10 protein-coding genes are annotated in these 11,994 nt (G+C 65.2%); 2 read left to right on the forward strand and 8 right to left on the reverse strand.

Translation table 11 applies throughout. The annotated features are described in order from the left end of the window. Positions 1-19 precede the first annotated feature (19 nt). A complete protein-coding gene (locus H2O77_RS14715) occupies positions 20-1,213 on the forward strand; it encodes an MFS transporter (protein WP_215823429.1) in 1,194 nt (397 codons plus the stop codon). A 132-nt stretch (positions 1,214-1,345) separates the two neighbouring features. Here H2O77_RS14715 and astB read toward each other — a convergent pair whose 3' ends face one another. The 7 genes from astB to fabV form a co-directional block, all read right to left on the reverse strand. Beyond that, positions 1,346-2,692, reverse strand: coding sequence for an N-succinylarginine dihydrolase (astB, locus tag H2O77_RS14720; protein ID WP_215823430.1), 1,347 nt, complete (start codon positions 2,690-2,692; stop codon positions 1,346-1,348). A 100-nt stretch (positions 2,693-2,792) separates the two neighbouring features. Further along, complete coding sequence (astD, locus tag H2O77_RS14725; RefSeq protein ID WP_215823431.1) at positions 2,793-4,292, reverse strand: succinylglutamate-semialdehyde dehydrogenase; 1,500 nt, start codon at positions 4,290-4,292, stop codon at positions 2,793-2,795. Between the two features lie 150 nt (positions 4,293-4,442). Continuing rightward, entirely contained in the window at positions 4,443-5,474 is a 1,032-nt protein-coding gene (gene astA / locus H2O77_RS14730) for an arginine N-succinyltransferase (protein WP_215823432.1), read from the reverse strand. After that, positions 5,474-6,535 (reverse strand): arginine N-succinyltransferase, encoded by a 1,062-nt coding sequence (locus H2O77_RS14735; protein ID WP_215824627.1) that lies wholly within the window; start codon positions 6,533-6,535, stop codon positions 5,474-5,476. The genes astA and H2O77_RS14735 overlap by 1 nt, the downstream gene beginning before the upstream one ends. A gap of 23 nt (positions 6,536-6,558) precedes the next feature. Further along, complete coding sequence (locus H2O77_RS14740) at positions 6,559-7,779, reverse strand: aspartate aminotransferase family protein (RefSeq protein WP_043334420.1); 1,221 nt, start codon at positions 7,777-7,779, stop codon at positions 6,559-6,561. 156 nt (positions 7,780-7,935) lie between these two features. Next, the gene (locus tag H2O77_RS14745) at positions 7,936-8,937 is read right to left on the reverse strand and encodes a GlxA family transcriptional regulator (protein ID WP_172978721.1); all 1,002 of its coding nucleotides are present in this window, start codon (positions 8,935-8,937) and stop codon (positions 7,936-7,938) included. A gap of 238 nt (positions 8,938-9,175) precedes the next feature. Beyond that, complete coding sequence (gene fabV / locus H2O77_RS14750) at positions 9,176-10,378, reverse strand: enoyl-ACP reductase FabV (RefSeq protein ID WP_215823433.1); 1,203 nt, start codon at positions 10,376-10,378, stop codon at positions 9,176-9,178. 350 nt (positions 10,379-10,728) lie between these two features. On the opposite strand from fabV, the gene H2O77_RS14755 reads away from it, so the two are divergent. After that, positions 10,729-11,142 (forward strand): hypothetical protein, encoded by a 414-nt coding sequence (locus H2O77_RS14755; protein WP_166020033.1) that lies wholly within the window; start codon positions 10,729-10,731, stop codon positions 11,140-11,142. Positions 11,143-11,314: 172 nt separating this feature from the next. Here H2O77_RS14755 and H2O77_RS14760 read toward each other — a convergent pair whose 3' ends face one another. Further along, positions 11,315-11,983 carry a transglutaminase-like cysteine peptidase gene (locus H2O77_RS14760; protein WP_131432691.1) on the reverse strand — a complete coding sequence of 223 codons (669 nt, stop codon included), beginning with the start codon at positions 11,981-11,983 and terminating at the stop codon, positions 11,315-11,317. Between the last annotated feature and the right edge of the window lie 11 nt (positions 11,984-11,994).

The raw sequence follows: 11,994 nt of genomic DNA on the forward strand, positions 1-11,994 counted from the left end.
CGACAGGGGTGGGCCAGACATGCAACTGAACTGGAAGGCAGCGATCGCGTTGGCAGCGCTGATTCTCGCCATCAATACCGGCGCGCGGCAGGCCATGGGCTTCATGCTGCCACCGATGGCCAGCGAACTCACCTGGGGCATGGGGAGTCTGTCATTCGCGCTCGCCATCCAGAATCTGGTCTTCGGACTGGCCGCGCCCATCGCCAGCAAGCTGTCGGACCGCTTCGGCACGCTCAGCGTCTTCCTCGTCGGTAGCCTGTGCTATGCGGTCGGCATGGGCGTCACCGCCCTCTGGCCGACCCCGACGGTGTGGATGCTGGGCGCCGGCGTGCTGGCTGGCATCGGCATCGGCGCGACCACCTTCCCGCTGGTGCTGGCTGCCGTCACGCGCGTGGTTCCCCTCCAGCATCGTGGCATCGGGCTGGGCATCGCCTCGGCCGGCGGCTCCTTCGGGCAGCTGATCTACTCGGTCGCGACCCCGATGCTGGTACTGATCGACTGGAAGATCGCCATGCTGGCTCTCGGCGCCAGCTGTCTGCTGCTGATTCCCATGGCTCTGCCCTTGCTGCGTCGCCCGCCGGCCGGCAGTGAGGCACCAGCGGAGGAGGATATCCCGAGCCAGGGCCCGCTGCTGCAGGACCGGCGCTTTCTGGCGCTCGCCGGCGGCTTCTTCGTCTGCGGCGTGCACGTCGCCTTCATCGCCACCCACCTGCCCAATTTCGTGGTCGCCTGCGGCCTGCCCCTGAACGTGGCCGGCAACACGCTGGCGATCATCGGCGCGCTCAATATCGCCGGCACCATCCTGTTCGGTGCCTGGGGCGGCCGCCGTCACCCGCCGCAGCTGTTGATGCTGATCTATCTGTGCCGCGCCGCGCTGGTGATGGCGATGGTGGTCATCCCGCCCAGCAGCATGCTGCTCTACGCCTTCGGCGCGATCATGGGCATTCTGTGGCTGTCGACGGTGCCACTGACCAGTCAGGCCGTCGCGCTCTACTTCGGCCAGAAGCGTCAGGCCTTCGTGTTCGGCATGGTGCTGGCCGCCCATCAGGTCGGTGCCTTCCTGGGGGCCTGGGGCGGTGGTGTGGTCTATCAACTGACCGGCAGCTACGACCTGCTGTGGATCTCCAGCGGCATCTTCGGTCTGCTGGCCGCCATCGTGCATTGGCCGGTGCGCCGCGAGCCCACGCGCGTGATCCAGCCACAACTGGCCTGAGTGACGCCACGGCATCCGCCTCTCAGACCTCACATCTCAGATCACACATCTCGAATCACCAATCCACAACGACACAGCCCCCACCGGCGAGACCGATGGGGGCTGTGTCGTTCATGGCTTCAGCGAGGGCGATCAGCGCTGGAAGGCGTAGACATTGCCGACCTTCAGCAGCCGCGTCAGCTCATCCAGTGCTGCCAGGGTTTCCTCGGCCAGCTGCGGATCGGCAAGGTCTGCCGGTGTCAGGCTGTCACGGTAGTGACGCTTGACCCAGTCACCCAGCTCCGCGTGCAGCGTATCGCTCATCATCACGCGCCCGGACAGCGCGGCGCGCTCGGCGTCGCTGAGCACCACGCGCAGACGCAGACAAGCCGGGCCGCCGCCATTGCGCATGCTCTGCTTCACGTCCTTGACCAGCACTTCGCCGATCGGGTTGGGGCCGGCCAGAATCGCATTCTGCAGTGCGTTCCATACCGCCTCGTTCTCCTGACACTCGCCCGGCACCACCAGCGTCATGCTGCCATCGTCGCTGGAGAGCAGCTGCGAGTTGAACAGATAGGAGGAGACGGCATCCTCGAGGCTGACGGCTTCCAGCGGCACGCGGATCGGGATCAGCGGCGTGGACAGCTTGGCGCGAATCTCGTCAAGCACCGCCTCTTCATCGCGGAAGGCCAGCTCGTGATAGAACAGCACCGGGCCATTGCCCACCGCGATCACGTCGTTGTGGAAGACGCCGGCATCGATGGCGTCCGGGTGCTGCTGGGCGAACACCACCTGCTCTTCGCTCAGGCCATGCTGACGCGCGACGGCCTGACTGGCTTCCAGCGTCTGGCGCGCCGGATAGCGACGCGGTTCGACACCATCACCGCCGAAGGCCTGACGGCCATAGACGTAGAGATGCACGCCCGGCCCGCCGTGGCCATCGCACAGCCGCGTATGGTTGGCGGCGCCCTCATCGGAGAAGGCCGGCGTCGCGGGCAGCGCGGGGTGATGCGCGAAGTGGCCATCGTCGGCGAAGATGGCGCCCAGGATGCGCCCGGTGGTCGCGGGCTCCAGGTAACGATGGAAGCTGGATTGCAGGTTGGCCGGCGTGAAATGCACGCGGCCATCACCGCTGTCGCGCGACGGCGTGACGGTAGCGGCGTTGGCCGTCCACATGCTGGAGGCGGAACACACCGCGCGCAGAAGCTGCGGTGCCTGCTCGCTGGCCGCCTTCAACACCTGGGCGTTGCTGCCGGTGAAGCCGAGATCGCGCAGCGCGCCAAGGTCCGGGCGCTGCTGCGGTAGCAGAATCCCCTGTGCATAACCCAGATCCGCCAGCGACTTCATCTTGTCGAGGCCCTGCAGCGCGGCTTCGCGCGGGTTGGAGGCCAGGCCGCCGTGGCGCATCGAGGCCACGTTGCCATGCGCCAGACCGGCGTAGTTGTGGGTCGGGCCGACCAGGCCATCGAAATTGATCTCTTGATACAGGGTGTCGGACATGAAGGTCTCCTGCCACGACGCCTTGCCAGCTCAGCAAACAGGCACGGCGGGCGTCGTGGTCAACAATGGGTAAGCGGCAACGGTGCCCGAACGGACGGCCTTACAGACGGATACCGGCCGGCAGGTTCGCGGGCAGCGCCAGCTCCTCGGCTTCCATCGAGGCGACCGGATAGCTGACATAGTCGGCGGCGTAATAGGCGCTGGGGCGATGGTTGCCGCTGTCACCGATGCCACCGAAGGGCGCGTCGCCGGAGGCGCCGGTGGTCTGGCGGTTCCAGTTGACGATGCCTGCGCGAATGCGCAGCAGGAAGTCGTCCCAGTCAGCGCGATCGCCCCCGATCAGCCCGGCCGAGAGGCCGTAGCGGGTGTCATTGGCCAGCGCGATGGCGTCGTCCCAATCGGTGTAGCGGTGGATCTTGAGCAGCGGGCCGAAGAATTCCTCGTCCTCGAGCGCAAGGCCGGTGACATCGATCAGCGCCGGGCTGAGCAGACTGGTGCCCTCTTCCACCTGCTGCATGCGCACGATGACGTTGCCGCCCAGCGCTTCGAGATCGTCCTGCGCCTTGAGCAGCCCCTCGGCCGCGGCGACACTTGCCAGGCCGCCATAGAAGGGGGCGTCCTGCGCGAACTGCCCCGCCACCCGCAGCTCGCGCAGTGCCGTGGCCAGTGTCTCGATCAGACGATCACCGACCTCACCCTGCGGCACGATCAGGCGCCGCGCACAGGTACAGCGCTGACCGCCCGAGGCGAAGGCCGACTGGATGATCGCCAGCACCGCGGCGGTTTCATCCTGCACATCGCGCACCACCAGCGGGTTGTTGCCGCCCAGTTCCAGCGCCAGCAGCTTGCCGACCTGACCGGCGAACTGGCGGTGCAGCAGCTTGCCGACCTTGGCACTGCCGGTGAACAGCAGCCCATCGATGCCCTCGGACTGGGACAGGGCCTGGCCGACTTCCGCCGCGCCATGCACCAGATTGATCACGCCGGCCGGCAGGCCCGCGGCCTCCCAGCACTGCAGGGTGAGATCGGCGGTGGCCGGGGTCAGCTCGGAGGGCTTGAACACGCAGGCATTGCCCGCCAGCAGCGCCGGCACCATGTGGCCGTTGGGCAGATGGCCCGGGAAATTGTAGGGGCCGAAGACCGCCATCACGCCGTGCGGGCGGTGGCGCAGGACTGCCTGGGTGCCCGCGACATCCTTGGCGCGCTCGCCGGTACGCTCGTGATAGGCCTTCACCGAGATCGCGATCTTGCCGATCATCGCGCCGACCTCGGTGCGCGCTTCCCACAGCGGCTTGCCGGTTTCGCTGGCGATGCTGATCGCCAGCGCTTCGCGGTGCTGCTCCAGCTGATCGCGGAAGCGCTCCACCACCGCCAGACGCGCCTCGAAGCCCAGGCGCGCCCAGGCCGGGAAGGCCTGACGCGCTGCCGCGACGGCCTGCTCGACCTGCTCGGCAGTGGCAGCGGCGCCTTGCCACAGACGTGCGTGGGAGACGGGGTCGGTCTTGGTGAAGGATGCGGCCTCGCCCGCTTGCCACGCGCCGTCGATGAAGAGCTGTTGACGCACGTTGAGTGTGGCGGGAGTCGAATTCGGAGTGGTCATGGCATGCCTCATCGAAAGGGCGCGCCGCGCGAGCGACGCTGAACAAGGAGTAACGGGGCAGTTGGCGATCTGCCCCGCTGATGGCAAAAGGACGCAAGGCGGTATGCGCCTCGAGATGGCGCGAAGAAGCGGATGCCCGTGGCGGACGCTTCAGCCGGCCAGCACGCGCAGCGTGTCGCCGCCGGTGACGCCGAGGCGTTCGGCCTCATCACGGTGCAGACGCACATGGCAGGCGCCGGAGTCGTCCCGGGTGACGTCGTGGCTGATCCAGCTGGCACGGAAGTCGGCCATGCCGGTGGTGGCAGCCATCACAGCGGGACGCTCGCAGGCCAGGGCATCAGACGCGATGACCTCGACACTCGCCAGCTGGCTGTCACGCACGGCACGCACATCATCGATATAGGCCTCGACCGTCGGGCCGCCATCGAAGATGTCGACGTAGCCTTCCCAGCGCAGCCCTTCCTTCTTGAGCATCGCCACCGCCGGTCGGGTGTGCTCATGCACCTGCCCGATGGCGGCCCGCGCGGGCTCGGAGAGAAACGGCGTATAGATCGGGAACTTGGGCATCAGCTCGCCGATGAAGCTCTTCTGGCCCATGCCGGTGAGGCGGTCGGCCTCATTGAAATCCATCGGGAAGAAGTGGCTGCCCAGACACTCCCAGAACGGGCTGCGCCCTTCGGGCGTGAAGACACCGCGCATCTCGGCCAGCACCTTGTCGGGGAAGGCCGCGCGGAACTGGGCCATGAACAGCCAGCGCACCTTGGAGAGCAGCGCGCCGTTGCGGTTCTTGCGCCAGCCCTCACGCAGGAACAGCGAGCAGACCTCGGCATCGCCGGTGTGGTCGGAGCACAGCGTCAGCGTATCCAGGGTGCGATGCAGATCGAGCTGCACCGAGGAATGCGCCAGCGAACCGAGACGATAGTGATAGAACGGCGCATCGGTGCCCACGCAGGCCTCGATGGCACAGCAGCCCGCGATGCTGCCATCGCGATCATCCTCGAGCACGAAGAAGTACAGGCGATCATCGCTGGGTTCGCGGCCCTCGAAGGCGGCCAGGGTGCGCTCTATCTTGGCGCTGAGAAACTCATGATTGTCCGGCAGCGAGGTGAAGCCGACACCGGTTTCCCGCGCCAGTACCTTGAGGCCTTCGATATCGTGTCGAGCGATAGGACGAATGCGCATTACAACTCTCCCTCATCCATCGTCGGCAATGGCATCGGCACGGCAAGCACCGCACGCCCCTCTTCCACACCCAGCACTTCGGCCTGCTGCGGCGTCAGCATCAGCTGGCCGGTCGGCGTCAGGGCATAGCGCGCCAGCACGCAGCGGAAATCGCCGAGACGCTGGTTGGCCACCATCGCCGGCACCGCATCCGGCAGGCTTTCCTGCGGGCGGATACGCACCGGATGCCAACCGCACTGCTTGAAGGTATGCAGACGCTCGCACTCCGCCAGCAGCAAGGGGCCGGCATCGAAGATGTCGACATGACGCGAGCGCGAGAAGCCCTCGGCGAGCATTTCCTGCATGGCGTACTCATGGCGCGGATTCTCACGCCCGATGGCGGCACGCGCCTGGGGGGTGAGCAGCGGCAGATAGAGCGGGAACGGCGGCATGACCTCGGCGATGAAGCTCTTGGAACGCACCCCCGCCATCTGATTGATTTCATTGAAATCACGATCAAAGAAGTGCTGACCGACACTGTCCCAGAACGGACTGACCTGACGCTCATCGCGCGTTTCCAGATACCCCGGGAAGGCCACCGCCAGTTCGGTGGCGAAGCGTTCCGGGTACTGGGCGATGAACATCAGGCGTGCGCGGCGCAGCAGGCTGTCCGCATCCGTCTCGCGGTAGCGGGCATCCAGCGACAGCGCGCACAGCAGCGTGGCATCCGACACCTCATGCGACAGCGACAGCGTCTGCACTTCGTGGCGCACGTTGAGCTGCTGCGAGGCGTGGATCAGCGTCTCCTGACGATAGGTGTAGTAGGCCTCCCGCGCACCAGCCTCGGCGCGCAGCGAGGCGGTACCGACCACTTCGCCGGTGTCGAGATCTTCCAGCACGAAGCAGTAGATCTCATCGCCCGGGAAGTCGATCTCGGTTCGCAGACTGCGCTGGGAGCGCAGAATGCGCTCCTCGAGGCGGTCGCGATGTGCCGGCAGATTGGTCAGGCGAGGCGTGGCCGTGGCCGCGAGCCGCTCGAGGGCGAGCAGATCGCGGCTTTCGGCAGGCCGCACCACCAGCATCGGGGCACTGCTCATGGCGCTGCTCATGCAGATGCAGAGGCGGCGACGAAGTTCGCCACGGCGCGGTCGAGCTTGTCGAGACCGCTCTGGATCTCCTCTTCGCTGATCACCAGCGACGGCGCCAGACGCAGCACGTCAGGACCGGCGATCAGCACCATCAGGCCTTCTTCCATCGCCAGGTTGAGAATGTCCTTGGCACGCCCCGCGTAGTCCGGCGCCATCTGGGCACCGATCAACAGGCCCATGCCACGCACTTCCTTGAAGACACCGTGACGCTTGGCGATGCCTTCCAGGCCGTTGCGCAGCAGCTGGTGGCGGTGCGCGACACCGTCGAGGGTTTCCGGGGTGTCGATGGTCTCGAGCGCCGCCAGACCCACGGCACACGCCAGCGGGTTGCCGCCGTAGGTGGAACCGTGAGTGCCGATGGCCATGGCCGGTGCGATGCGATCGGTGGTCAGCATGGCGCCCAGCGGGAAGCCGCCACCGATGCCCTTGGCGGTGGTCAGGATGTCCGGCACCACACCGAAGTGCTGGTAGGCGTACAGGTGGCCGGTACGCCCGGCACCGCTCTGGACTTCATCGAAGATCAGCAGCGCATCGTGCTGGTCACACAGCTCACGCAGTCCTTCGAGGAATGCCTGCTCGCCGGGGATGATACCGCCCTCGCCCTGCAGCGGCTCGACGATGATCGCGCAGGTGTCATCGCCCATCAGCTCGCGCACGGAGTCGAGATTGTTGAATTCGGCGTGCTGGATACCGCCCGGAATCGGCCCGAAGCCCTGGGAATACTTGGGCTGGCCGCCGACGCTGACGGTGAAGAAGGTGCGGCCATGGAAGGACTGACGGAAGGAGATGATCTTGTCCTTCTTCTCGCCATGGGTGTCGTGGGCGAAACGACGCGCCAGCTTGAGCGCGGCCTCGTTGGCCTCACCACCGGAGGAGCAGAAGTAGACCTTGTCGGCGAAGGTGCGCTCGGTCAGCGCCTTGGCCAGCGCCAGTGCCGGCTCGTTGGTGTAGACATTGGACAGGTGCCAGACCTTGTCGGCCTGATCCTTGAGCGCCTTGACCAGCGCCGGGTGGCAGTGGCCCAGCGAGGTAACGGCGATGCCACCGGCGAAGTCGATGTACTCGCGACCTTCCTGATCCCACAGACGGCTACCCTCGCCGCGTACCGGAATGGCAGCCTGGGGTGCGTAGTTGGGCACCATGGCATGGTCGAAATCGGCACGGGTCAGCTGGGTCATCGTCTCTTCCTCATCGCGGGGTCTTGGCGTGGCCGGCCGATGATCGGCAAGCCACGGGTCATGACACTCGAGTATAGGGAGGCGAGATGACAAAGACTTTCAGCGAAAGGACGACGACTTATGTCAGGAGGCGACTTTTGTCATCCAGGGCAGGTGTCAGGCCTGCAACATGAGACGTTCGTCGCGGGGGCTGCGCCCGAAATGGTTGCGAAACGCCGTGGAGAAGTGAGCGGCGCTGGAAAAGCCGGTGGCCAGCGCGATCTCGCCGATCGGCTGATCGCTCTCGCGCAGTAGCTGGCGCGAGCGCGCCAGACGCAGGTCAAGATAGTAGCGGCTGGGCACCGCCTGCAGATGCTTCTTGAACAGCCGCTCCAGCTGACGCCGCGAGATGCCGAGGTGCTCGCCGATCTCGTGGGTAGAGAGCGGCTCCTCGATATTGGCCTCCATCAGCGTCACGGCCTCCACCAGCGGCTGGGGCGCATGGGCGAAACGGTTCTTGAGCGGCACGTGCTGCGGCTCGTCCGCCAGCCGGATGCGCTCGCAGACGAAGTGCTCGGAGACCTTCTCGGCCAGCGCGCGACCATGCTGCTGGGCGATCAGCGTCATCATCATGTCCATCGCCGCGGTGCCACCGCCGCAGGTGACACGATCACGATCCAGCTCATAAAGCTGATGGGAGACGTTGACCTGCGGGAAGTCGCGGCGGAAAGATTCGGCGCGCTGCCAGTGAATCGTCGCACGATAGCCATCGAGCAACCCGGCGCGGGCCAGCTCACGGGTGCCGGTGGAGATGCCGCCCAGCATCACACCACGCTCGGCCAGACGCTTGAGCCAGGCCAGCAGCGCGGGATTCGAGGCCACCTCCTGCAGGCTCGCCTCGCCCGCCGGCTGAGCACCGCACACGAACAGGGCGTCCAGATGGCGCGAATCACTGGCGACCAGACTGTCCGGCGAGAGACTCAAGCCCGCCGCGGACGCCACGCCACGCCCGTCAAGCGCGAAGGTGACGGCCCGATAGAGTGTCTGCCCCGCGAGCTGGTTGGCCACCTGCAGTGGCTCCAGCGCACAGGCCTGGGACAACAACGAGAAGCCGGGCAGCAGCACGAAGCCTATCTGGCGTTGCTGGGCCTGGGGGGAAACCAGTGAATCCACGGGCATGAGTGTGAGTCGAGGTCCGTCGCGTGAGGGTGGCGCCATATTGTGCCATGCCTCTGGCACTTGTGCCTGGCCCTCACTGGCACGACGCTCGAGATGAGGCCACCACACACGACGACGCCACCCCGAAGGATGGCGTCATCAGTGCTCAACGTGCAGTGCACAGCGGGCAGGTCTCAGTGGGCAGCGAGCTGCCAAGACCTCTGCGCTTATGCCGAGGCGCGCTTATATTGAGGCGCTCTTACATCTGAACGACATCGAATTCGACATCGGTGGCGACATCGGCATCGTAGTCGACGTCGTCACGGGTGAAGCCGAACAGCTTCAAGAATTCCTGCTTGTAGCTGGCGTAATCAGTGATGTCGAACAGGTTGTCGCTGGTGACCTGCGGCCACAGTTCCTGACAGGCCTGCTGGACGTCGTCCTTCAGCTCCCAGTCGTCGAGACGCAGACGGCCGGACTCGTCGGTGGCGATCTCGCCTTCGCCGTAGAAGCGCTCGGCGTAGAAGCGGTTGAGCTGCTCGATGGTGCCTTCGTGCAGGCCCTTCTCCTTCATGATCTTGTAGACCATGGAGATGTAGAGCGGCATGACCGGGATCGCGGCGCTGGCCTGGGTGACCACGGACTTGAGCACAGCCACGTGGGCACGACCGCCCTTGGCGGACAGCTTGTCGTGGATGCTGCCGGCGGCGCGGTCCAGATCTTCCTTGGCGCGACCCAGCGCACCGTGCCAGTAGATCGGCCAGGTGATCTCGGTGCCGATGTAGCTGAAGGCGACGGAGCGGGCGCCCTCAGCCAGCACGCCGGCGTCGTCCAGCGCCTGCATCCACAGCTCCCAATCCTGACCACCCATCACGGTGACGGTATCTTCGATTTCCTGCTCGGTGGCCGGCTCGACCTCCGCTTCGATGATGGCGTCCTTGTTGGTGTCGATGGCAGTCGCGCGGTAGGTCTCGCCGATCGGCTTGAGCACGGAGCGCTTCACTTCACCGCTGTCCGGCAGCTTGCGCACCGGAGAGGCCAGCGAGTAGACGACGAGGTCGACTTCGCCCATGTTGGCCTTGATAAGCTCGATGGCCTTGGCGCGTGTCTCATGCGAGAAGGCATCGCCGTTGATGGCCTGGCTGTAGAGACCTTCCTGCTTGGCGAACTTGTCGAAGGCGGCAGAGTTGTACCAGCCTGCGGTGCCGGCCTTCTTCTCGGTGCCCGGCTTCTCGAAGAACACGCCCAGGGTATCGGCACCATAACCGAAGGCTGCCGTGATGCGTGCCGCGAGGCCATAGCCACTGGAAGAACCGATCACCAGCACCTTCTTCGGACCACCGTCACGCTTGTCACCGACTGTCTTGCGGGTGATGGCGATCTGCTCGGCGACATTCTGCTCGCAGCCCTTGGGATGTGTGGTGGTGCAGATGAAGCCACGAACCTTGGGTTTGATGATCACGTAAAGAACCTCGTTTGCTGTTGGCCCGGCGTGTACCCGCCGATGCGATACTCGCTTCACCCTGACAGCAGGCAATGGCCGACCTTGGGTGGTGAAGCGTATCGTGAAATAGGGCGTTCGAATCCCGTAAAGCAGGCTCAGTGCCAGCTCATGGGCGCTATTCTAGCGGCTGTCGGCGACGCTGTCCGCCCTGCCGTCATGATCCGCCATCTGCCTGCATATCACTGGAGCCGGCCGCGGCGACTGCCGTATCATGTAGGCCTTTTCACGTACTGCCATTCCACTGCCGTCCTGCATTCGCCGCTGGTTGCCAGCCGCACTGTCCGACAGGCTCTGCCCAGGATGTTTTCATGAACGATCAGAACGCTCACCTCGCCCCCGATGTGGCCGCACTGCTCGAGCGCCGACAGGACATCTGGCTGGCGCTGTCTCCACTGTGGCTGGAGCGCGACCCACGTGAAGCCGAGTATCAGCACATGGCAGAAGTCGTCGAAGCCCAGGGGCTTAGCTTCCAGGAACTGGAAAAGCTCTATCGGCTGGAGATGGCGCCGGTACTGGTGCGAGAACAGGTCAGCATGACGCCCAACTTCAAGGGCTTCGATGACAGCCAGCTGCTGTCACGCCTGCTGCAGCATACGCATCGTCTGACACGTGGCCGGCGCATGTTCTGGCTGCTGTTTTCGGGGCTGGCCACGATGCCGAGTCGTCATCGCTACGGCAATCTGCTCGAGATCCTGCACCTGCGCGGCAATACGCCCCGCTAGCGCCCCGCCTGCAACCTGCATGGGGAAGCCTGGCGAGGGCTCTGGCCTGCAACGCCTGAATGGCAAGACACCCCGCGACCGGAAGGTCACGGGGTGTCTTGTCGTGCTGTAGTGCTTAGCAGTGCTTGGCAGAGCTCAACCGCCATTCCTCGAGGGGCTGGCGCCGCCAGGCTCATGGCCGTTTGTGACGCGGCACTCTCAGCACCCCTTGTGCGCGGCGCTTCTGCCAATCAGACAGACTTGAAAGGCCTCGGCTGTCGCTGATGCGCTTGCCCCCTTCCAGACGTTTGCTCATCCACAGCGCACTGCCATTGAAACTGTAGATAGGCAGCAGGTCCGTGCGCTCACTGGCCGGCAGGATGGAACTGTTCAGGTTGTCCAGTACATCAGGATTGCGCGTATTGGCGCCCTGATAGGTCACGACCATGTGGAACTGGTTGAGGCTGAGCGCCTTGACGTAGTGCAGACGCAGGCGGTCTTCCGGTACGCCAAGCTCGCGCAGAGTCAGGTACTTGGCCATGGCGAAGTCATCGCAATCACCGGCCCCTGCCCCCAGAAACTCCTGCGGCGTCGCCCAGTAATCGGTCGCTCCCCAGACGCTGAGGTCATCGGTGAAGTTGAGACGATTGAAGAAATCGTTCACTTCGCTCAACTGGCGCCTGACCGGCGCGTCCTCCAGGCGCTGCAACAGTTGCTGCCATTGCTGCACACGATTCCAGCCACCGGTCCCGTAGATCTGGATGAACTGGCGGGAATCCACCGCCTGTGCCAGACCCGCACCGAGCGACAACGCCAGCAGCACCCCGACCGCAAGACCCTCCCACCAGCGGCGATGATTCATGTCGAGGCACC

Origin of the sequence: Cobetia sp. 4B (assembly GCF_018831605.1) — a bacterium.
Lineage (GTDB): Bacteria > Pseudomonadota > Gammaproteobacteria > Pseudomonadales > Halomonadaceae > Cobetia > Cobetia amphilecti.

Coding starts and splice junctions, on each gene's coding strand:
- H2O77_RS14745 (WP_172978721.1), bottom strand. CDS start 8,937: ATGCCCGTGGATTCACTGGTTTCCCCCCAGGCCCAGCAACGCCAGATA.
- H2O77_RS14740 (WP_043334420.1), bottom strand. CDS start 7,779: ATGACCCAGCTGACCCGTGCCGATTTCGACCATGCCATGGTGCCCAAC.
- astB (WP_215823430.1), bottom strand. CDS start 2,692: ATGTCCGACACCCTGTATCAAGAGATCAATTTCGATGGCCTGGTCGGC.
- H2O77_RS14760 (WP_131432691.1), bottom strand. CDS start 11,983: ATGAATCATCGCCGCTGGTGGGAGGGTCTTGCGGTCGGGGTGCTGCTG.
- H2O77_RS14755 (WP_166020033.1), top strand. CDS start 10,729: ATGAACGATCAGAACGCTCACCTCGCCCCCGATGTGGCCGCACTGCTC.
- H2O77_RS14735 (WP_215824627.1), bottom strand. CDS start 6,535: ATGCTGGTGGTGCGGCCTGCCGAAAGCCGCGATCTGCTCGCCCTCGAG.
- H2O77_RS14715 (WP_215823429.1), top strand. CDS start 20: ATGCAACTGAACTGGAAGGCAGCGATCGCGTTGGCAGCGCTGATTCTC.
- astA (WP_215823432.1), bottom strand. CDS start 5,474: ATGCGCATTCGTCCTATCGCTCGACACGATATCGAAGGCCTCAAGGTA.
- astD (WP_215823431.1), bottom strand. CDS start 4,292: ATGACCACTCCGAATTCGACTCCCGCCACACTCAACGTGCGTCAACAG.